The organism is Devosia insulae DS-56 (genome assembly GCF_000970465.2).
Lineage (GTDB): Bacteria > Pseudomonadota > Alphaproteobacteria > Rhizobiales > Devosiaceae > Devosia_A > Devosia_A insulae.
Genome location: NZ_LAJE02000284.1, coordinates 15,547 through 36,334, shown reverse-complemented (window position 1 = coordinate 36,334; position 20,788 = coordinate 15,547). Strand labels below are relative to the sequence as shown.

General features: G+C 64.0%; 22 protein-coding genes and 1 tRNA gene. 12 read left to right on the top strand and 11 right to left on the bottom strand.

The window, feature by feature from the left end:
* Positions 1-114: 114 nt before the first annotated feature.
* The 3 genes from VW23_RS19775 to VW23_RS19765 all read right to left on the bottom strand — a co-directional run bounded on the left by VW23_RS19775 (position 115) and on the right by VW23_RS19765 (position 2,675).
* Positions 115-516: a hypothetical protein gene (locus VW23_RS19775; protein ID WP_069911255.1), complete on the bottom strand. Its 402-nt coding sequence runs from the start codon at positions 514-516 to the stop codon at positions 115-117.
* Positions 517-640: 124 nt separating this feature from the next.
* Positions 641-2,011: a HAMP domain-containing sensor histidine kinase gene (locus VW23_RS19770; RefSeq protein WP_069911254.1), complete on the bottom strand. Its 1,371-nt coding sequence runs from the start codon at positions 2,009-2,011 to the stop codon at positions 641-643.
* Positions 1,995-2,675 (bottom strand): response regulator transcription factor, encoded by a 681-nt coding sequence (locus tag VW23_RS19765; RefSeq protein ID WP_069911253.1) that lies wholly within the window; start codon positions 2,673-2,675, stop codon positions 1,995-1,997. The genes VW23_RS19770 and VW23_RS19765 overlap by 17 nt, the downstream gene beginning before the upstream one ends.
* 218 nt (positions 2,676-2,893) lie before the next feature.
* On the opposite strand from VW23_RS19765, the gene VW23_RS19760 reads away from it, so the two are divergent.
* On the top strand, positions 2,894-3,151 hold the full coding sequence (locus VW23_RS19760; RefSeq protein WP_069911252.1) for a DUF1344 domain-containing protein: 258 nt from the start codon (positions 2,894-2,896) through the stop codon (positions 3,149-3,151).
* Positions 3,152-3,246: 95 nt separating this feature from the next.
* Here the strand turns inward: VW23_RS19760 and VW23_RS19755 are convergent, their stop codons facing one another.
* The 3 genes from VW23_RS19755 to VW23_RS19745 all read right to left on the bottom strand — a co-directional run bounded on the left by VW23_RS19755 (position 3,247) and on the right by VW23_RS19745 (position 6,841).
* On the bottom strand, positions 3,247-4,422 hold the full coding sequence (locus tag VW23_RS19755; protein ID WP_244513666.1) for a GNAT family N-acetyltransferase: 1,176 nt from the start codon (positions 4,420-4,422) through the stop codon (positions 3,247-3,249).
* Positions 4,423-4,436: 14 nt separating this feature from the next.
* Entirely contained in the window at positions 4,437-5,447 is a 1,011-nt protein-coding gene (locus tag VW23_RS19750) for a sterol desaturase family protein (RefSeq protein ID WP_069911250.1), read from the bottom strand.
* Positions 5,448-5,569: 122 nt separating this feature from the next.
* Positions 5,570-6,841 carry a VpsF family polysaccharide biosynthesis protein gene (locus tag VW23_RS19745; RefSeq protein ID WP_141728401.1) on the bottom strand — a complete coding sequence of 424 codons (1,272 nt, stop codon included), beginning with the start codon at positions 6,839-6,841 and terminating at the stop codon, positions 5,570-5,572.
* A gap of 323 nt (positions 6,842-7,164) precedes the next feature.
* Here VW23_RS19745 and VW23_RS19740 point away from each other — a divergent pair, with 323 nt between their 5' ends.
* Positions 7,165-8,283 carry an epoxide hydrolase family protein gene (locus VW23_RS19740; protein WP_069911256.1) on the top strand — a complete coding sequence of 373 codons (1,119 nt, stop codon included), beginning with the start codon at positions 7,165-7,167 and terminating at the stop codon, positions 8,281-8,283.
* Positions 8,284-8,331: 48 nt separating this feature from the next.
* On the opposite strand, the gene VW23_RS29830 is transcribed toward VW23_RS19740, so the two are convergent.
* Together VW23_RS29830 and VW23_RS19735 are read right to left on the bottom strand one after the other, a co-directional pair.
* Positions 8,332-8,481, bottom strand: a complete 150-nt coding sequence (locus VW23_RS29830) for an SEC-C metal-binding domain-containing protein (protein ID WP_084646327.1) — start codon at positions 8,479-8,481, stop codon at positions 8,332-8,334.
* Positions 8,482-8,572: 91 nt separating this feature from the next.
* On the bottom strand, positions 8,573-9,358 hold the full coding sequence (locus VW23_RS19735) for a hypothetical protein (protein ID WP_141728400.1): 786 nt from the start codon (positions 9,356-9,358) through the stop codon (positions 8,573-8,575).
* Between the two features lie 370 nt (positions 9,359-9,728).
* Between VW23_RS19735 and VW23_RS19730 the strand changes: the two genes are divergently transcribed.
* Entirely contained in the window at positions 9,729-11,009 is a 1,281-nt protein-coding gene (locus VW23_RS19730; protein ID WP_069911247.1) for a DUF6161 domain-containing protein, read from the top strand.
* Positions 11,010-11,429: 420 nt separating this feature from the next.
* Here the strand turns inward: VW23_RS19730 and VW23_RS19725 are convergent.
* Positions 11,430-11,505 (bottom strand) — tRNA-Ala (locus VW23_RS19725).
* Between the two features lie 197 nt (positions 11,506-11,702).
* The gene (locus tag VW23_RS19720; RefSeq protein WP_069911246.1) at positions 11,703-12,122 is read right to left on the bottom strand and encodes a TIGR02300 family protein; all 420 of its coding nucleotides are present in this window, start codon (positions 12,120-12,122) and stop codon (positions 11,703-11,705) included.
* Between the two features lie 189 nt (positions 12,123-12,311).
* Between VW23_RS19720 and VW23_RS19715 the strand changes: the two genes are divergently transcribed.
* The 5 genes from VW23_RS19715 (at position 12,312) to VW23_RS19695 (ending at position 16,086) form a co-directional block, all read left to right on the top strand.
* The gene (locus tag VW23_RS19715) at positions 12,312-12,947 is read left to right on the top strand and encodes a (d)CMP kinase (protein WP_069911245.1); all 636 of its coding nucleotides are present in this window, start codon (positions 12,312-12,314) and stop codon (positions 12,945-12,947) included.
* A 194-nt stretch (positions 12,948-13,141) separates the two neighbouring features.
* Positions 13,142-14,839 carry a 30S ribosomal protein S1 gene (gene rpsA / locus VW23_RS19710; RefSeq protein WP_069911244.1) on the top strand — a complete coding sequence of 566 codons (1,698 nt, stop codon included), beginning with the start codon at positions 13,142-13,144 and terminating at the stop codon, positions 14,837-14,839.
* A gap of 86 nt (positions 14,840-14,925) precedes the next feature.
* On the top strand, positions 14,926-15,432 hold the full coding sequence (locus VW23_RS19705; RefSeq protein WP_069911243.1) for a GNAT family N-acetyltransferase: 507 nt from the start codon (positions 14,926-14,928) through the stop codon (positions 15,430-15,432).
* A 68-nt stretch (positions 15,433-15,500) separates the two neighbouring features.
* The gene (locus tag VW23_RS19700) at positions 15,501-15,797 is read left to right on the top strand and encodes a BrnT family toxin (protein ID WP_069911242.1); all 297 of its coding nucleotides are present in this window, start codon (positions 15,501-15,503) and stop codon (positions 15,795-15,797) included.
* Positions 15,772-16,086 carry a hypothetical protein gene (locus VW23_RS19695; protein WP_069911241.1) on the top strand — a complete coding sequence of 105 codons (315 nt, stop codon included), beginning with the start codon at positions 15,772-15,774 and terminating at the stop codon, positions 16,084-16,086. The genes VW23_RS19700 and VW23_RS19695 overlap by 26 nt, the downstream gene beginning before the upstream one ends.
* A 4-nt stretch (positions 16,087-16,090) precedes the next feature.
* Here VW23_RS19695 and VW23_RS19690 read toward each other — a convergent pair whose 3' ends face one another.
* A complete protein-coding gene (locus tag VW23_RS19690; protein ID WP_069911240.1) occupies positions 16,091-16,285 on the bottom strand; it encodes a hypothetical protein in 195 nt (64 codons plus the stop codon).
* Between the two features lie 129 nt (positions 16,286-16,414).
* Between VW23_RS19690 and VW23_RS19685 the strand changes: the two genes are divergently transcribed.
* From VW23_RS19685 to VW23_RS19670, 4 genes are all read left to right on the top strand, one after another.
* Positions 16,415-18,901 (top strand): ATP-binding protein, encoded by a 2,487-nt coding sequence (locus tag VW23_RS19685; protein WP_069911239.1) that lies wholly within the window; start codon positions 16,415-16,417, stop codon positions 18,899-18,901.
* A gap of 250 nt (positions 18,902-19,151) precedes the next feature.
* On the top strand, positions 19,152-20,099 hold the full coding sequence (sppA, locus tag VW23_RS19680) for a signal peptide peptidase SppA (protein WP_069911238.1): 948 nt from the start codon (positions 19,152-19,154) through the stop codon (positions 20,097-20,099).
* A 35-nt stretch (positions 20,100-20,134) separates the two neighbouring features.
* A complete protein-coding gene (locus VW23_RS19675) occupies positions 20,135-20,419 on the top strand; it encodes an integration host factor subunit beta (protein WP_055876189.1) in 285 nt (94 codons plus the stop codon).
* 15 nt (positions 20,420-20,434) lie between these two features.
* A complete protein-coding gene (locus VW23_RS19670; RefSeq protein WP_055047554.1) occupies positions 20,435-20,782 on the top strand; it encodes a lipopolysaccharide assembly protein LapA domain-containing protein in 348 nt (115 codons plus the stop codon).
* The last annotated feature ends 6 nt before the right edge of the window (positions 20,783-20,788 follow it).

Sequence of the window (20,788 nt, the reverse complement as noted above, 5' to 3'; positions counted from 1 at the left end):
CCCTCCCCCTTGCGGGGAGGGGACAGGGGTGGGGGTACGTTTCCCGCACCGGCTCATCGGCGATTGCCCTGCGCCTTGGCGAAGCGTCAGCGGCGGGTGAGGGGGCCTTACCCGCTACTGGATATAGAGCTGCACGTTGCCGCCGACATCGATGATGTCGACCACCTGGTTGACCTTGATCTTGTTGTCGGCGAGCAGCTTCACCGCGGCGGGGTTCTTGTTCAGCGCCTCGCGCAACAGGCCAATGCTCTGCGAATCCTCGGTGAGGAGGTCAACCGCCTTCCCCGCCTTGTCGGTCCAGGCGGTGTTGTAGTTGTAGACCGTGACGCTCTTGGCACCGAGCAGGTCAGTGACATCCCTGGCGTTGAAGCTTGCCAGCTGGCTGGCAAAGTCATCGACGCTCATCGCGGTGCCGGGCGCGCCATTCGTAAACTTCGGCACGGCGGCGAGTACCGGATTGGCCGCGATCAGCGCGGCGACCAGGGCGACGACGGAAAGGCTGGAGAGCTTGTGCATTTTGTAACTCCGCATGGTGTTGGGGGCGTCGGCGGAGGAGAGCCGGCGGTCGGTGCAGCGGCATCGGCGAGGAGGTTTATGCGGCCCGAGTTTTGCGCGAGCGTCTCCCCAGCCTTACAAATCCTCAAACTCCGGCGGCTTTGGCGATCGGAAAGCGGACGATCACTTTGAGCCCCGGCTGGTTGTCCTCGAGCCGCACCGTCGCCCGGTGGCGCGTGGCAATCGCCTGCACCAGCGCCAGCCCCAGGCCTGAACCCTTCTCGTCGCGCTCCGGGTTGAGCCGGCGGAACGGCTCGAACACTTCGGTGCGCCGATCGGCCGGAATTCCCGGCCCGTTATCGGCCACCACCAGCACCGGGTGACTATCCTCGAGACCGGCGCTGAGCTCGATCCGGGCGCCCGGCGGACTGTAGCGCGAGGCGTTGGTGATGAGGTTCACCAGCAGCTGCACCACCATGCGCCGGTCCCCGATAATGGTGGCGTCGCCAGGCGTGGGCGCCTCGACCAGCTGTTGCTTTGCCTCCTCGACCACCGGCTCGAAGGTCTGCAGGGTCTCGCTCACCAGTTCGCGGGCGGAAAACGCCGCAAAGCCCGACTGGTCATCGGAGGCCTCGATGCGCGAAATCCTGAGCACGGTGTCGAAAATGCCGTTGAGCCGCTCGATTTCGAGCTGCGCTTCCTCCAGCAGCTTGGCCCGTTCGATCTCGTCCGGCGTTTCCTCGGCCTCCTGCAGCAGGATATAGGCGCGGTTGAGGGGCGACTTGAGGTCGTGCGCGATCGAGATCACCGTATTTCGCATGGTGCCGAGCAGGTCGCTCAGCCGGTCGAGATGGGCGTTCATCTGCCGCGACACCCGATCGACCTGGTCGTTCGAGCGGCCGACCGGCAGGCGCGCCCGGCTGTCGCCGCGCGCCACCCGCTCCAGCGTATCGGCCATGCGGTCGAGTTTGGCTGAAACCCCGTGGCTGGTGAAATAGCCGATCGCCAGCGCCCCGACGCCGACCACGATGCTGGCCAGCATCAAGGCCCGCCACAGCGCTGCCGAGCCGACCTCGACGAAGAACAGCGTCCGCCCGAAGGTCACCCGGTTGCCGCCGATATCCTCGGTCAGCGCCAGGTATTGTTCCGATGGCGTGGTGGCGTTGATCCCCGAGCTGATCGTGCTCCAGCCCAGCTTCTCGGGCCGCGGGATATCGTCGCCGGCCAGCAGTGTACCGTCGGGCCGGTACAGCGCGACGACGAAAAAGCGCGGGCCCGCCGCGGCGGCCGAGCTGTCGACCAGCTGGCGCAACTGGTCCATGTCGCCGGTGTCGGCCGCCTCGCGGAACAGCTCGAACTCGTTGCTGACCAGCGCCCGGATCTCGCTCTCTGCCTCGCTGCTGGTCTGGCTGACGATCACCACGCCGGCGATGAAGAACACCGCGAGGAACAGCAGCAGCGACAGCACCGCCGAGCGGAACCCCGCTCCGGCGAGAATGCTACTGACGCGGTGCATGGATCGAGTAGCCGGTATTGCGCGTGGTGTGGATCAGCGGCACCTCGAACGGCTTGTCGATCTTGGCCCTGAGCCGGCTCATATGGGTTTCGACCACCGTGGTCTGCGGGTCGAAATTGAAGTCCCACACCTGCTCGAGCAGCATGGTCTTGGTGACGATCCGCCCGGCATTGCGCATCAACAGCGCGAGGATGGCGAACTCCTTGGCCTGCAGCTCGATGCGGGTGCCGGCCCGCGTCGCGGTGTGGTCCATCAGGTCGAGCTCGAGGTCGTAGAGGCTGAGCCGCGTCGTGATCTCTGCCGTCTGCGGCCGCCGCGCCAGGACGGTGATCCGCGCCATGAGCTCGGAGAAGTGAAAGGGTTTGACCAGATAGTCGTCGCCGCCGGCCATCAGCCCCTCGACCCGGTCGTCTACATCGCCCATCGAAGTGAGGAACAGGATCGGCATGGTGCGGCCCGAAGCCCTGAGCGCCTTGGCGACCGACAGCCCGTCCATGCCGGGCATCATCCGATCGAGCACCAGCACGTCGCAGCTATTGTAGAGGCAGAAGGTCAGCGCATCGCGGCCATCGAATACCGCTTCGACGCTGTGCCCCTGCTGGTTGAGGCCCTTGCGAATGAATTCCGACGACGTCCGGTCGTCTTCGGCGACAACGACCTTCACCGCTCTGCCTCGACCTCAAGGATGCGGCGCCCGACGAGAGCCGCTTGTCGCAACCTACACCTGCCGGCGCGGTCCTGTCGGCTTACGAATATGTAAGTTTCAGGAAAGGCGGGAGCAATCAGGCCGTCCCAACCTCCATCTCGCCGCTGCAAAACGCACCGGCCACCGCCTCCTCCAAAGCAACGACGCGGTGAACCGGACGAACAAGGAGATCGTCAATGCGCAAGTTGCTCATCCCCCTGATGCTGGTTGCCTCCGTCGGTGTCTCGTCGGTGGCGCTCGCCGCCCCCTCCACCGCTCATGGCGCCATTCAGTCCATGGACGGCAAGGCCTGTACCGTGACGCTGGCCGACAAGGCGGTCTACCAGTTCGCGCCCAAATGCGACTTCTCCAAGCTGAAGGCCGGCGAGAACGTCGCGATCACCTACACGCTCAACGGCAAGGTGAACCAGGCGTCGGCAATCATCGCCAGCTGATCCGTCTCCCGATCGATCACCAACTGGCCTGAAGGCGAGGAGCTTTGTCCCGGCTCCTCGCCGCTTCCATTTGCAGAAATTGGGCGGGTGCGAGGCTAGGTTTGCTCGGGCGCCGGCTCGCCTGGCTGGCCGGCTGCTGCGTCAGGAGGCAACGCAGCCCGTCGGGCCCGCCGCGCCTCGAGCGCCGATTGCACACTGCGGCGCGTCTGGTCGACCAGCATGGCGAGCCGACCCTTCAGCGTCCGCGGTCCCATCACCGAGGTCAGCGTTATCTGCTGCGTGGCGAACCGGACCTTGAACGGCTCTTCGCCGCAGAGGAAATCCACCATTGAATGTCCCTGGTCGATCGACCACTGGACATAGTCCATCAGCAGCACCATCCCGGGCGAGCCCCGCTCGAACGTCGGATCGTAGCTGGTGAGGAACGCCATTAACGTCCCGTGCTGAACGAAATTGACCGAGATGGCGACAGTGGTTCCCTCGCATTCCAAAACGAAGATCCGCAGCGCGCCGGCTGCCGCCAGCACCTCGACCAGGGCCGGCAGGGCCGGAGCTCCCGCTTCGTACAGCGGCGACACCCGGCCGCTATCGGCCAGCCATTGCCGCTTGAGGTCACTGAGCCGCGTCAGCACGGGGCCCGCGGGTTCGTCGAGCGGCAGCAGGCGGAACACCACCTTGCCGCTTTCCTCCAGCGCCTTGCGGCCGCGGCGGTAATTCTGCCGGGTCTTCTTGGACTGCGACTCGAACCACTGGGCGCCGGTCGTCCAGTCGCCCGCCACCTGGGACGCGGTCTCGGTGCGGTGATTGGCTGATAAGCCGACCCCGTCCGGCGCATTCATGACGGCGCGGAATTTGCCCTCTGGGCGCAGCCGGTTAAGGAAGTAGAGATCGAACCCGCCGGCAGCGACCACCTGCTGCCACAGCCGCTTCAGGGCGGCGGCAGAACAGCGCGGATCCATCAGCACATCGGCATAGTCGCTGCAGTCATTCGCCGCCCATTCGAGGAAGTTCAGGCCCTTACGGCGCTGGATCGCCAGCGGCAGGATGGCCAGCAGTTCCTCACCGCGCCAGATCAGCCCGATCCGCAGCTGCCGTCCGTCCCGGCCCGGAACAGTCTTCCACCAGGCCGCGACCCAGTCGTGGCTCTGAAAGATCAGGCCACCGCCACGCCGCCACAGGGCATTCCACGCGGCGCCGATCTCGGCGAGGCGGGCATCGCTGTCGACGATCTCGAGGCGATAGTCCTCGAGGCGATCGTCGAGACGCGCCATGGGAGCGTGAGCATTCATGGCTGTGCCGGATCCGTGGGGGGTGGGGTCACCGCGGCGGGGCGCCGGCCGAGCCAGCGCGCGATGTGCCCGCCCATCTTCTTGAGGGGCAGGAGATAGAGCCCGAACAGCGACTGGTAGTCGTCCTTGTCGCGATCGAGCAGGCCGAACGTCATCTCTTCCTTGGGGTCCGGCACGAAGGCAGTGCCGAACATCCGGTCCCAGACCGACAGCAGCAGGCCAAAATTCTTGTCATAGTGCCGCGGGTCGGCGCTGTGGTGCAGCTGATGCCAGTGCGGCGACAGGATGTAGTTGTCGAGCGGCCCGAACGAGATTTTGTAGTGGGTGTGCCGGACGAAATCCATCATCAGCAGGTTGCGCATCGCATAGACATTGATGCCGAACACCGTGAGCTCGACCGGATCGAGCGCGATGATGCTCCACAGCCCGAAGCAGATGCCGGGAATGACCCCGTCCCAGGCGCGATTCATCAGGTCGTCGAGCGGGTGGACGCGATCCTTGGTGATGCCCACCAGCACTTCGGCCGAGTGATGCACCTTATGCAGCTCCCACAGGAACGGCACCTTGTGCTGGGCGACATGGTACAAATAGTACGAGATGTCGTAGGCGATCAGCATCGAGATGGTGAACAGCACCAGCACCCACCAGGGTGTCGGCCCCTGCAGCAGCGGGCCGTGGATCTGGAAGACGAAGCTGATCAACTGGTTGGTGCCATAGCCGACCAGCGCGACGAAGACGATGCCGGCCGGGATCAGCAGCAGCGGCATCAGCAGGCGCTTGGTGATGTAGAACAGCAGGTCAGCGCGCGCCGAGGGATGCAGGATCACCTCTTTGGGCAGCGCGAAGCTGAAGAAATCGGCGAACGATTTGTCCTCCACCGTGCGCCAATAGGCGACGAGCGCGCTGATGAAGGCTGTCAGGAACAGGATCAGCAGCGTGATGCCGTTCTCGCCGGTCACGGCATTGACGAGCTTGGTGGCAACCAGATCGACGAAGTCGGAAATCATCTTGGCCTCGAGAGGATCCAAATCCTGGCGGCAAAATGCCAGAGCGGCGCGCCGGATGCCTGCCCGGACTCGAATCGTCCTTAATATCCAGGCCGGCCATTCGCCTGCCTGCCGTGCGAGCGCTACGCCGGCTTGTCGGGCGCGTCCTTGATGCCGTTGGCATTGTAGGCCAGCACCAGGACGATCATCATCATGACGATCGGGGTTTTCGACGACAGCGTGTTGTTGGAAAGCGCGGCCAGCAGCGTTGCCCCGACGCCGATCCAGGCGGCGGGCTGGGCATGGCGCAGCATGCGCCACATCATCCAGATGACCAGCCAGGCAAACAGCAGCGCCACCGGCAGGCCGAACAGCAGGATGAACACCACCTGCGCGCTCTCGATCGTCGGCATGTGGAGTTTCTGCTGGACGATCTTCACCAGCTCGGTGCCGTCCATGCCGAACATCACCTGCTCGAAGCTCACATATTTGAACACGTCATAGATGCTCACCCGCACGAAGAAATTCTCGTCGAACAGCGTGCTGGTAAAACGGCTGAGCAGGCCCGCCGAGAGCAGCACGGCGATCAGCACGGCGCCGCCTGCGGCGGTGGCGAGGAGGACGAACAGCTTGGCCTGCCGCTGGTGACGCGGCGACAACGGCGGCCACGGCACGATGATAATCAGCGCGAAGATTTCGATCACCGTCACCAGCAGCGCCATGCGCGCGCCGGAGGCCGCGGCCCCGATGAACAGCAGCATGATCGAGGCGACGCGGATCCAGACCGGCCATCTGGTCAGCGCCACGAAACCCACTGCGGTGGCGCAGGTGGCGCCAAGCGCCAGCGGATGCTCGGAGAGGCCAACCGGCCGGAACACCAGCTCCACCGCATCGTACGGCATGATCCGCTGCTGGGTCACCGCTTCGATGATCCCGATCACGGCGCTGAGGATCAGCACACCCAGCGTGATGTCGCCGAGCACGCGGCGCGACATCGGGTTGAGCGCAAGCATGATCAAGCCCGCCGCCCCGGTGACCAGGTACGTATCGACCAGGAGGACCGACGAGCCTGCCCGACCGGTAAAGAACATGAACAGCACCAGCAGCAGCATCAGCGCGCCGTAGCGCACCAGCGCCCGGAACTTGCCGATCTCGTCACCGCGCAAGAGGAACGGCCGGCTGAACAGCACCACCGGCAGCAGCAACAGCACCGCATAGGTGCCGAAATGCAGCTTCTCGTAGAACGAGCCGGTTTCCTCGGTATAGGCCACGAACCGGTTCATCAGCTGCGCCGGGATGGTGAAGCGGATGATGAACGCTGCCGCGACGCACAACAGGAACAGCAGCGACACCGCGTTCTGGTGGCGCGTGGTGTCAGCCGGCGATCTATCAAATGCGGCCGACGTGGAACTCACTGCAGCATCCGGCTGGGTTTCAGGTGCAGCCGCCGGGGTATTGGCGACCACCCAAGGCTAGCCCCGCTTCACCAATGGGGCGTTAAGATCGGTTGTATCGGTCTATGCATCGGCGCCCGCGGCTCCATGACGCGTGGCTGCCGCCCTCGCCGGTGATTGTCGGATTTTTGCAATCCCCGCGCGGCCCCTCCTCGTAGCCTCATCCCATCAGACAAGCGTGGAGATGAGAGATGAACCGCCGTCAGTTTTCCAAGGCCCTCGCAGCCTCAGCCCTGCTCGCCAGCTTCACATCCAAAGCCGCCCATTCAGAGGAGACGACCACCATGACCAACCCAACCGCCTTCGAAATCGCCATCCCGGAATCGCAGCTCGCCGACCTCAAGTATCGGCTCCAGCACACGCGCTGGCCCGATCAGCCTGAAGATGCGGGTTGGGCCATCGGGACCAATCTCGATTACCTGAAGCAACTGACCGATTACTGGATCAACGACTATGACTGGCGGCGCGCCGAAGCCGGGCTCAACGCGCTCGGCAACTTCAAGGTCGAACGCGATGGCGTGGACCTGCACTTTGTCCACCGTCCCTCGAGCAACCTGAACGCGACCCCACTCCTGCTGCTGCACGGCTGGCCGGATTCGTTCTTCCGCTACCACCGGGTGATTGAGCGGCTGTCCGAGGATTTCCACGTTGTCGTCCCGTCCATCCCCGGGACCGGGTTCTCCGGCCGGACGGCCCTGCCGATGGACCAGGTCGCCGATCTCTTCGCCCGTCTGATGACCGAGACCCTCGGCTACGGCAAGTTCATCGCCGCCGGCGGCGATGGCGGCTCGATCATCTCCATGTCGCTGGCCCAGCGTCACCCGGAGGTGCTGCTTGGCTATCACGTGACCGATGTCGGCTATCCCGACCACACCACCGATTTCGCGGTTCTGACCCCGCCGGAGCAGGCCTATGCCGGCGCCATCCAGCAGTGGTTCTTCGCCCATGGCGCCTTCAACCTGGTGCATGCGACCAAGCCGCAGAGCCTGGCCTTCGCGATGAACGACTCCCCGGTCGGGCTCGCCGCCTGGATCATGAGCTTCATGGCCGGCATGGGCGTCGGCGACGCGGCGGACGAGCGCTTCGGTAAGGACGAGCTGATCACCAACATCATGATCTACTGGCTGACCGAAACGGCGGCCTCATCGTTCCGAATCTACAGCCAGAACGCGCAGCAGCAGCCGACCATCAAGGGCACCAATACCGGCGTTCCGGTCGCGGTGGCGACCGAGGTTCCCATCCCGGGTGGCGTGCGCCTGCCGCGCGAATGGGCGGATCGGCAGACCGCCGGCAATGTGGTGCAGTTCCACGACATGCAGCAGGCCGGGCATTTCGCAGCCTGGGAGGACCCGGAATTTTTCGCCGGCGACCTCCGCGAATTCGCAGCGCTGCTCAAGCGCTGATCGCAGGGCAGGATTACTGGAGGGCGCCGGGGCAATTCGCCCCGGCGCTCAGGAGTCCGGAAGCTCGTCAGTGTCACGTCGCCCGAAGATTGCTTCAATGTCAGCCGGCGAGGGCATGCCGCCCAAACGTCCGTGACACCGCTTGTACTTAATTCCGCTTCCACAGGGGCACGGCTGGTTTCGTCTGGTGCTGGTCATGTCGGCTCGCACAAAAGGGGCGAACAATACGGCATGCCGCGCGAGCCTGGAATATCGGCGGCACACGCCAAATCACGGCATCAAACCACCTTTAGAATTCGCCTTTAAGGCGCGCGCCCGCGATTACGATTCGTTCGCACACTGGTCTCGCGTTGCGAGCGAAATCGCTGATGGAGTGTCGGCTAATTGGCTCCAGGCCGTGGAAGATATTACTGCGCATCCCGTAGACCGCGTCGAACTCTTTCCAAGTGGAATCTCCTAGGCCGAGCGTGCTCAAGATCAGTTCTTTGATGCCGCCGCGAACGCTTTTGTATGCTTTGCCCACAGCATCGGCCACTTCGGGTTGGTCAGGGGCCACCTCTTCAGCGTGCTTCTTGAGAGCTCTAAGCAGTTCCCGCTGTTCGGAGGTCCAGTCCTCTCGAAGGGCTAAGAGTTCGACGGCGGCAACGCAAAGCGTAGCTTCAGCAAGTGGTTCGCGAGCCATCCGAGAAAGCGACAGAATCTCAAGCGCTGCTAACGCCCTTGCGGTCGGACTAAGCTGATGGTCGAAAGTTGCGGTGAGTGCCGCAGCAAGCATTTCTGCGTTTGCGTGTACGGTAGCATCTGCCTTCACCGATACAAATTTTTGCCGTCCATCGTCCCAATAGACTTGGGTTCCATGGATGTTTTCCACGGACTCCAAGTCGTCTCCGAACATCTCCGTGAAGAAGGCTGGACTTATCCAGCCAGTCGGCTTTCCCTCGCCCGGATCGATGCCGTTCCCTGTTTCAACCGCCGCGACCATGGTGGCCACCTTCAGCCGACGAACGAACTTTTGAGCGTCGTTCTTCGTTTCAAACCCCGGGGCTCGCATCACCAGCCACTCGGAATCGGTCATGGAGCCATCCTGCGGGCGCAAACTCACTTCGCGACCACCCAGGACCAAAGCTAGCTCCTTACTGTTCGACTTCAGTCGCTTTGCTATTCGAAATCGAAACCGCGCAACCCACGTCCCCTCCGTCGCAGCACCGCCCTGCCCAGCCAACCCTGTCCTCCCTCGATGGTATGCACTACGTTTCTATGTGGGAACGAAGCGAGTCCAGTGCCTGAACCTGTGGATCACGGACGGGCGGTGTCCAGTCGGGCGCTGGCGCTTTCGGCATGTTGACGAGACCTTGAATTAAGTCCCTGAGCATTCTCGGGTGATGCATTGACGACAGAAGTAATTGCCTGTCGAAACGTACTCGGGGCGAAGTCAGGGGGACGTGATGGCAAAACCTTCATCGGCGGAGGCAAAAGGCGACCAGTTTCCGGTGACTCTGAGTGCTCCGGCGCAGGGCTTTCGCAGATCATTTAAGAATGCCCAGGAGGTGCACAATTTCCTGAGCGAGGAGGTGCGATTCTGGTCCGATTTAGCCAGCCGAGCAGATGGGGTCGCCTTCCAAAGCGCGGGCAAGCCCTTGCTCAACGTTTCGGGGCAGCAGGCGGCGCATCGCGCATTCGATTCTACCAACCAACAGCCAAGTGCCGCAAACGCCGCGGCTGCGCTCAGGGAGTTACTGGATAGCGGCTCGATCTTGTCCGCCGGGAAGCAAGGAAAGCTTCTTGCGAAGTTGTCAGAGGATGTCCCCCCTTCCACACCCTATGTGGCGGTAGGTTTGGCCGCAGAGCTTCAGCCCGCCATCGTGCAGGGGATAGGGCAGGCTCGCATCTACACGACCGATTTTGCCGCAGCAATGGCAGGGCTGAGTGCCGCAAAAGGTAGCGGCGCAGAACGCCACCAACTGGATTCCCTACTGGCTGAGGTCAGCGGTTTGAAGTCCGAATTGGAGCACGCGAAGTTGGATTTCAATGAGTGGAGATCTAGCGAGGAAGCGCGGTGGTCGAATGCGGTTGCCGAGTTTGCGGCGTCACATGCAAAGACCACCGAGACAACATCCGATGGCATAGGCGCTTTTCTGCACAAAGCCGCCGAGAAGGTGGATGCGGCAGTACGGACGTCAGAGCAGCGCGTAAGCGAGTTTCTGCGTACCTCGACCGAGGAGACCGAGAAATTCAAAAAGCAGGTCCGGCAGAATGTGGTGAACGAGGTCCCCACCACGTTTTGGAACGCGAAGGCGGAGGGCCACAGGAACGTCGCGGCTGGCGCTGCGCTCGCTTTCCTCCTCGTTGCTGGTATCGGGGTCTACATTCTGTCCACGCAGGGCGTCCCCTTGGTCGCGTCGGCTTTCCACACCATCGGGGGTGACCAGTCGGAGTCGGCGTTGCTCGCGCTGGTTCCGCTTGCGTTCATCACTATTCCGGCACTCGCGTTCGCTTGGGTACTGCGGCACATCAGCCGGGTGCTTGTCCAAAACCTGTCCCTCGGCGCTGATGCCCGGCTCCGTGGGACCATTACCAGCACATTCCGCGCCCTGGCAGCAGATCGACCGATGAGCGAGGCAGAGTTGGCGATAGCTTTGCAAGCGCTCTTCCGGCCATTGGAGGCAAAGGACCATGCTGAGATTTCGCCGCCCAACCTCGCCGATTTGCTGAAACTAGATAAGTAGCGCGTGAGTCAGGTCGGGCAGCGGTAGCGGCAAGGAAACTATCGGTAAGTGGCGGAGACAATTGGCGAGTTAAAGAGCAACGGCCGCTTCACACCGGCGCCAGTCATGCTGGCCGTCGTCGATGGCCTTAAGGGCTTCCCCGATGCCATCACGGTGCCCCACGTCTGTGAGCGACTTCACCTTTCCGGCGGATAGCGTCTTCGGCATAGGATAACCCTCCGTCTACAAAGCCATTCGCGCCTCCCGCGTTGTGGGGGGACTCCCAACCCAAACTCTACCCACCACACGAGTACGAACGGCAGCGATTCACTGCGAACGGCAGTGAGTGGCTTCTGTTTTGGAATCGGGGTCAACGGCTCGAGATTGCTGGCCGTTATGGTACTCTGCCAACAGTGATGAGCTGCTTCGAATACCGGGATTTGGTGGAGCCAATCGGAATCGAACCGACGACCTCTTGCATGCCATGCAAGCGCTCTCCCAACTGAGCTATGGCCCCATCAACGATCCGTGGATCACATCCGGTGGCACGATCGTATCGTGCCTTTGGGTATGCACCGCGGCGGTCTCCCGTCGAAGCGCGGTGCTATCTACCCACGTCACCTCTCGCATGCAAGGGGTTATTTCGTGGGTGATGCGCGGTCGGCAAAACTTGGCAAGTTTTGCCGCTGTGACCGCGCCGCGGAGGCCGTGCGCTTAGCGCTCGTCCCCGCCGCCGCCGACGTCGAAGTCGAGGTTCTCGTCCTCGTCTTCATCCTCTTCGAGGAACACGTCGCTGTCGTCATCGCCGATGTCTTCGACGTCTTCGACGTCCTCGACATCAGGAATCTCTTCACCGTCATCGGCGCCGGCCTCTTCGGCATCGGCATCCTCGAGCGAGACGATCTCGGGCGCGCCGGGCTCGACCGCTTCCTCGACTTCCGTCTCTTCCTCTTCGTCCTCCTCGCGAACAACTGCCGCCTTGGCGCGCACTGCCGCTACGGCGTTCTGCTCGAAATAGGAACGCGGATAGGACTTGCCGGTGTAAGGCGAGACGATCGGATCCTTATTCAGGTCGTAGAACTTCTTGCCGGTATCGGGATCTTCCCGTTTCGTACCGCGTTCGTCGTTGGCCAATTGCTTCCTCGTGTAGAAAGGCGGGGCCACCCGCAGGGAAACGTCCGGTTAGGGTGAAAGTTTCCCCCTGTCAAACCCAAAGTGCGGCCTTCGCCGACCGATCTCTGGGGGTAGCGTCGTGGCGTGCTGGCAGCCCGCCCGGCCAGCGTGATAGGCAGGGCCCGCGGAGCGTGTGGGTGCGGAGGGGCAATGATCATCGCGGTGGATGGGCCGGCGGCATCCGGCAAGGGCACGCTGGCGGCCGGTCTCGCCCGGCATTACGGCCTGCCGCATCTCGATACCGGGCTGCTCTATCGCGCCGTCGGCCTGGCCGTCGCCGACCATCTGGGCAAGTCCGATTTCGAGGTCTATGCCGTCGCCGCGGCACGGGCGCTGGATGCCGCGCACCTGATCGACGTCGACAAGCTGACCAGCGCCGAAGCCGGCGTGCTCGCCTCGCATGTCGCCGTGATCAACGACGTGCGCCTCGCGATGCGGCAGTATCAGCGCGACTATGCCCACCAGCCGGGTGGCGCGGTGATCGATGGTCGCGACATCGGCACGGTGGTCTGTCCCGATGCCGATGTGAAGCTGTTCATCGTCGCCGACAGCAAGGCGCGCATGGAGCGCCGCGCCCGCCAGCTCGAAGCCAAGGGGCAGGTGGTTGATCGTTACGCCCTCTATCACCAGATAGAGCAGCGGGACGCGCGGGACCGCGCGAATCCGCACGGCGGGTTCTACCAGGCGCCCGATGCCCACTTGCTGGACACCACGCTCTTGGATATAGAGGCCGCACTCCGCGCAGCCGTCGCCATTGTCGACGGGGTCATGGCGCGCAAGGCGTAGCTTCGGCGACCATCAAGTCCGGGCTGCTAAACCAAACCTTGCGGCTCTCGTCCCCCGGCATGTTCCAAGAGCCGGCAGCGGAAAACCATCCTAACCCCACATGGCTCGCGCGCCAGCGCACCGGATCGCCTTTCTCATGGCGATTGGCAACCGGGCCTTTCACCTCAAGCCACCGGGCGCATTGGAGAAGTCGTTTGGCAGTTCAAACTGTTACCAAGGAAGATTTCGAATCCCTGCTGCTGGACTCGTTCCTCGAGAACGAGCCGCTGGAAGGGACCGTGGTCAAGGGCACCGTCGTGGCGATCGAGAAGGATCTCGCCATCATCGACGTCGGCCTGAAGACCGAAGGCCGCATCGCGCTGAAGGAATTCGGCGCCGCCGGCCGTGACGGCACCATCAAGGTGGGTTCGCTCGTCGAAGTCTATGTCGATCGCGTCGAGAACGCTGTCGGCGAAGCCGTGCTGTCGCGCGAGAAGGCTCGCCGCGAAGAGAGCTGGGTCAAGCTCGAAGAGATGTACAACGCCAACCAGCGCGTCGAAGGCATCATCTTCAACCAGGTCAAGGGCGGCTTCACCGTCGACCTCGAAGGCGCCGTTGCCTTCCTGCCGCGCTCGCAGGTGGATATCCGCCCGATCCGCGATATCGGCCCGCTGATGAATGTGCCGCAGCCGTTCCAGATCCTGAAGATGGACAAGCGTCGCGGCAACATCGTCGTGTCGCGTCGTGCGATCCTCGAAGAGAGCCGCGCTGAGCAGCGCTCCGAGATCGTCCAGCAGCTAGAGGAAGGCCAGGTCGTCGACGGCGTGGTCAAGAACATCACCGACTACGGTGCGTTCGTCGACCTCGGCGGTATCGACGGTCTGCTGCACGTCACCGACATCGCCTGGCGCCGGGTCAATCACCCGTCCGAAGTGCTGTCGATCGGCGAGACCATCAAGGTGCAGATCGTCCGCATCAACCACGAGAGCCACCGTATCTCGCTGGGCATGAAGCAGCTGCAGGCCGATCCGTGGGATGGCATTGCCGCCAAGTATCCGGTCGGTGCCAAGTTCACCGGCCGCGTGACCAACATCACCGACTACGGTGCGTTCGTCGAGCTGGAGCCGGGCATCGAAGGCCTGATCCACGTCTCCGAGATGAGCTGGACCAAGAAGAACGTCCATCCGGGCAAGATCGTCTCGACTTCGCAGGAAGTCGAAGTGATGGTGCTCGAAGTCGATCCCGAGAAGCGCCGAATCTCGCTGGGCCTCAAGCAGACGCTTGCCAACCCGTGGGAAACCTTCGCCGACAAGTACCCCTCGGGTACCGTTGTCGAGGGCGAGGTCAAGAACAAGACCGAGTTCGGTCTGTTCATTGGCCTGGATGGCGATGTCGACGGCATGGTCCACCTCTCCGACCTCGACTGGCAGAAGCCGGGTGAGCAGGCTCTCGAAGCTTACAACCGTGGCGACATCGTCCAGGCCAAGGTGCTCGACGTCGACGTCGAGAAGGAGCGTATCTCGCTCGGCATCAAGCAGCTGGCAGTCGGCGAAGTGGCCGATGCTGGCGGCGACGGCATCCGCAAGGGTTCCGTGGTGACCGGTACGGTGACCGAAGTGAACGACGGCGGCATCGAAGTCCGCATCGCCGACACCGAGATGACCGCCTTCATCCGCCGCGCCGATCTGTCGCGTGACCGCAACGACCAGCGTCCGGAGCGGTTCTCCAAGGGCGAGAAGGTCGACGCGCGCGTCACCCAGTACGATCGCAAGACCCAGCGCATCCAGCTCTCCATCAAGGCGCTTGAAATCGCCGAGGAGAAGGAAGCCGTGGCTGCCTATGGTTCGTCGGACTCGGGCGCGTCGCTCGGCGACATCCTGGGCGCCGCCCTCAAGGGCCGCGACGACAAGTAAGCTTTTCCGCGAGCGCTCAGGCGCTCGCGGGTTTGCATCTACGGGGCTCGCACCAACAGGTGCGGGCCCTTTGTTTGGGGGACCATATGCATCTGAAGGACGTCGCCTGGCGCGCCATGACCAGCTATGACCTGCCGGCCGTGCAGGGCATAGCCGACACCGTGCATGTCGATTTCTTCGAAACCCCCGAGGTGCTGGCCGAGCGCCTGAAGCTCTATCGCCACGGCTGTTACCTGCTCGAGATCGGCGACAAGCCGGCGGGCTACGTGCTGAGCCACCCCTGGCTCTATGGCACCCTGCCGCCGCTCAACACGCTGCTCAAGGCGCTGCCAACCGAGCCCGATACCTACTACCTGCACGATCTTTGCCTGTTGCCGGTCACCCGCCGGGTCGGCGCGGCCTCGAAGATCGTCGAGGCACTGGTCAAGCACGCCAGTGCCGAGGGTTATCCCACCATGACGCTGGTGGCGGTGAACGGCTCGATCCCGTTCTGGCAACGTCACGGCTTCGAGGTGACCGAGGTTCCTGAGCTCTATGGCAAGCTGCTGAGCTACGAGGAAGCCGCACGCTATATGGTCCGCAAGCTCGATTAATCAGGGCCACCCGCTTGCCTGCCTAATGCCTGCTGGCTACGACTTGCCATTGCAGCACGGAGGGGGCGTTGCGGTTCGAATGGGACCAGGCGAAGTATCTCGCCAACAAGCTCAAGCACGGCGTTAGCTTCGAGGCCGCCGCCTCGGTGTTCTACGATCCCAACGAAGTTACCGAAGAGGACCTGGATAGCTGGGGTGAACGGCGGTGGCGAACAATTGGCAGGTCCGATGCGGGTACCCATCTGTTGGTCATCCACGCCGAACGCGGTATCATCGATGGCGAACTTCTGGTTCGGATCATCTCAGCCCGCATGGCGACGAGCACGGAACGAAAACGGTATGAGCGCGAAGTCAGGTATCGTTAACTACACTCCTCGCCCCCTCACGGAGGAAGAGCTCGCTGAGTTGCGCGCCTTGGCGCAACGGCCGGACGAGGAGATCGACTACTCCGACATTCCGAAATTGACAGAAGATTTCTGGAAGAACGCGCTCGTGAACCCCCACATGTATCCTCCGGTCCGCCTGGATCGTAGAGTTGTCGAGTGGTTTCGGGAGCGAGCCGATGATGACGGCTCCATCATGTTGGCCGTGAACCGGGTGCTTCTCGACTATATCGCCGCCGAGAAGAAGAAGGCACGCAAGAAAGCCGGCTGATCCCTCACTTGAACGTCCGGTAGCTGCCGTCGTCGACCCGGCGCAGGCCGAGGTCTTCGAGTTCGCTGCCGCGCATGCCGTCGAGATAGGCGCCATCGGAGTGTCCGCGGCCTAGACCGGCGAACACCCCGGCGACGGCGACGAGAACGTGCCGGGCGAGCGCTGCGGCACGGTTGCGGGGCTTGGGCTGGTACAGCATTTTTCCGTCTCCTCGGATCTGATGCGATGATCATCGCTCCAAGCGGCCCGGCAGTCCTTGGGGCAATCCTGAAGAGTTCTGAAGCAGTCCTGATCGACCTGAATCAGGTGTCTAGGCTATGGTGCCGCAATGGAAAAACGCTTTGGCGACTACCGGATCCGGCCGCGTGAACGCGAGCTCATCGGCCCCGACGGGCTGATCGAGCTTTCGGGCCGCTCCTTCGACCTGCTCGAGGCGCTGCTGGCTGAGCCCAACCAGCTGCTCGACAAGTCCGCCCTGTTCGATGCGGTGTGGCCGGGCGTGGTGGTCGAGGAGAATACCCTGCAGGTTCACATGTCGGCGCTGCGCAAGGCGCTTGGCCCCGGCTTCATCGCGACCGTGCACGGTCGCGGCTACAAGTATGTCGGTCCCGCGCCGGTCGAGGACGAGGAGCCGATGCGGCCGCTCGCCGCCGGCGCCGACGGCAACCTCGGGCGCTATCGCGCCGACTGCGTTGCGCGGGAAGTCGAAATCGAGGCCGTGGCGCGCCTGCTCGAGCAGCACCGGCTGGTCAGCATTCTCGGCCCCGGCGGCGTCGGCAAGACCACGCTGGCCGTTGCGGTGGCCGAGACGCTCGGCTCCGTCGATGGCGGCGTCTGGATGGTCGATCTCGCTTCGCTCGGCAGCGGTGAGTTCATCGAGAGCGTCTTGATCCAGACCCTCGCCGTGCCGTTCCGCGCCGGCAGCCGCTCGCTCGAGTCGATCGTCGAGTATCTGCGGCCGAGCGAAGCGGTGCTGATCTTCGACAATTGCGAGCATGTGCGCGGCGCCGCAGCCCGCGTTATCCGCACCTTGCTGGCCGAAGTGCCTGACATCCGCATTCTCGCCACCTCGCAGGTGCCACTCGCCCTGCCTGAGGAGCACGTGTTCAAGCTCCTGCCCTTCGCCGTCACCGGCGAGGGCGAGCTGGTCGATGCCGCCTCGGCGCAGTTCCTCGCCTATTGCTATGAGGCGTTCGGCGAAAAGCTCTCGGCTGACGAGCTGCCGATCGTCGCCCGGCTTTGCCGTCGCCTCGATGGCGTGGCGCTGGCGCTGAAGATGGCGGCCGCCCGCGCCGCGACCGTCGGCATCGAGACCGTAGACCGCCAGCTTGAGCAGCAATTGGCCAGCCTCGAGGCCGATTGGGACCCGGCGCTGCCGCGCCACCGCTCACTCGCCGCCTCGCTGGCCTGGAGCTATGACCTGCTCGAGCCCGACGACCAGCGTACGCTGCGCGCCCTCGGCGTGTTCCAGGGCAGCTTCTCCATCCCCGCCGTCAACGCGGTGGCGGGCGAGGGGGCCGAGACGCGGGTCGCCGAACTGGTGCGCCGCTCCCTCGTTGTGCGCGACGGGCAGGACCGGGCGCGCTATCGCCTGCTCGATTCCACCCGCCACTTTGCCCTCGATAAGCTGGCCGAGGCCGGCGAGGACGTCATCACCCGCGACCGGCACGCCGCCTATGTCCGCGACCTGTTCGCCGACAGCGTACTGCGCTGGGAGGTGCTGCCCGACGAGCGCTGGGACCAGATCTATCGTCCGGATGGCGATAACCTCCGCGCCGCGCTCGCCTGGACCAAGACCCGCGCCGACTGGCCGACTTATGTCGAGATCGCCGCCGGTTCCTACCGCTATTTCATGGAAGAGCAGCTCGGCGCCGAGGGGCTCGCGACCATCGAGGCCGGCATGTCGCTGGTCGGCGCCGTGCCGCCCGAAACCGCGGCCCGGCTACAACTGGCCTTGGGCGAGATCGGCCGCTACAACGCCATGGATGTCCGCGCCTACCAGGGGCTGGAGCCGGCGCTGGCCTTCTTCCGTCAGAGCGACGATCGGCTGCGCTACACCCAGGCGCTGGTGCTCACCGCCTGGATCACCATTTTCTTCCACCATCAGGGCGATGCCGAGCCGCTGGTCGCCGAGCTCGAAACGCTGATCGCCGACATGCCGCCCAGCAAGGTCAAATCCTGGGCGCTGGTGGGCATCGGCACCCAGGCCTGGACCCGCGGCGACACCATGTCCGGCCTCGCCCGCGCCGAAGCAGGGCTTGCCATGCATCTCGATGTCGGCAACCCCAAGGGCCGTTTCCGCTCGGTGATGAACCTCGCCGAAATGCTGCACAAGGGCGGCGACACCGTTCGCGCCCTGTCGCTCTCCGATCAGATCATGCCCGAGCTGCGCGCTGCGGGGCGCAGCCTGCTGCTCGGCTTCCACCTCAACAACAATGCTGCCTACCGCATGGCGCTGGGCGATTTCGACGGCGCGGTCGCCCCTCTCTCCGAAGCGGCCGAGATCGTCCCGCGCGATGGCGGCCAGTGGCATTGGTGCCTGTTGCAGAATGCCGCCGAACTCCTCGCGACGCGCGGCGCCTTCGACGTCGCGGCGCTGCTGGTCGGCTTCACCGACAAAAGCTTTGAGGGTTGGATCGATGGCCGCCAGGCCACTGAGGAAATGCAGCGCAACCGGCTCTCCGGCACGCTCGAGGCGGCGCTGGGCCGCACCGAGCGCGACCGCCTGCTGCAGCAGGGCAGGGCGCTGACCTTGTTCGAGGCCGATCACCTCGCCGGCTTCATCAAGACCGAGCGGCAGCGGCTGAAGGTATAGGGCCGTCTATCCGCGGGGCGCTGACCTTCCCCACCCACTGTGTGATCCCGGCCCCAGCCACCGGGTCATTTCCGCGAAAGCGGGAACCTCTGTTTTCTCGGCTTGCCGCACGATCGCCAACGGAGTTCCCCGCTTTCGCGGGGATGACACCGAGTTTGGGGGACTTGCAGAGCCTCGGCCCGCATCCCTTCTCCGCCTTGCATTTGCCGCCGCCCGCGGGTTACCTCCCCCAATTCTGTATGAGGCCCCGATGACCGACACCTCCGGCGACAGCGCGCACCTGATCCCTGCCAATGCCCGGCTGCGCCGTTCGCGCCGGCTGTGGCGGGTGCTGTTCTTCCTGGCGCTCGCCGCTGCGGTCCTGGCGATTGTCGGCCGCTTCGCCATGGAGCAGGGCGGCCCTGGCGACCGCATCGCCCGGGTCAGCATCACCGGCACCATCATGACCGATCCGGCCCGCCTCAAGATCCTCGACAAGCTCGCCGAGGACGATGCGGTAAAAGCGGTGATCATCGCCATCAATTCCCCCGGCGGCACCACCGCCGGCGGCGAGGAACTCTACGAGGCGCTTGGGGCGCTGCGCGCCAAAAAGCCGGTGGTGGCGGTGATCAGCGAGCTTGGCGCTTCGGCCGCCTATATGACCGCCATTGCCTCCGACCGCATCTTTGCCCGCCGGCTGTCGATCGTCGGCTCGATCGGCGTGCTCTATCAGCATGTCGATGCGGGCAAGCTCCTCAACACCATCGGGGTCAACTTCGACAAGGTGCAGACCGGCCCGCTCAAGGCCGAGCCCGACTTCAACGAGCCGATGCAGGGCGAGGTGCGCGCCTCGCTGCAGGCGCTGGTCAACGATTCGTTCGAGTGGTTCGTCGATATCGTCGCCGAGCGCCGCGCCATTCCGCGGCCCGCAACGCTGGCGCTCGCCGATGGCCGGATCATCACCGGCCGGCAGGGCATCGAGACCAAGCTGATCGACGCGATCGGCGGCGAAGCCGAGGCCATTACTTGGCTCGAGAGCGACAAAGCCATCGCCGCCGATTTGCCGGTCGTCGATTACTTTCCGTTGCCGGCCGAAGGCTGGTTCGGCGTCACCCGCTGGCTCGGCCAGAGTGCCGCAGAAGTGATGCGCTCGAGCGTCGACGGGGCGATGTCCCTTGACGGTTTGGTCTCGCTTTGGCAGGCTAACCCATCGATGTGAACCCCATCGACCCGTGGAGTGCGCCGGGGGGCGGTATGATCAAGTCCGAACTCGTGCAGCGACTGTCCGACGAAAATCCGCATCTGTTTCAGCGCGATATCGAGAACATCGTGAATGCCATCCTCGACGAGGTCGGTGACGCGATGGCCCGTGGTGACCGCGTCGAGCTGCGCGGTTTCGGTGCCTTCTCGGTCAAGAACCGGCCGGCGCGCGTCGGCCGCAATCCCAGGACCGGCGAAACCGTCGATGTGGGCGAGAAGTATGTGCCGCAGTTCAAGGCCGGCAAGGAAATCCGTGAGCGGATCAATCGCGCGGGATGATGTCTGGCATTTCCGATGATTAGACGCATTGTCGGCTGGTTTGTGCTGGTGCCGCTTTGCGCGGTGCTGATTGTGTTCGCCCTGGCCAACCGCCAGCTGGTGGTGGTGAATTTCAACCCCTTCGCACCGGTCGAGGCGCTGAGCTCGCCGGGTGTTGGCGTGCCGCTCTTCCTGGTGTTGTTTGCCGTGCTGCTGGTCGGGGTGCTGCTTGGCGGCGTCGCCACCTGGTTCGCCCAGGGGCCACATCGCCGCGATGAACGCCATTTCAAGCGCGAGACCGAACGCTTGCATCGCGAGCTGGAAGTTGCCCGCCGCTCGCCCGAACCCCCGGCGCTCGGCGCCGAAGATTTCGTTCCCAACTGATCCAAG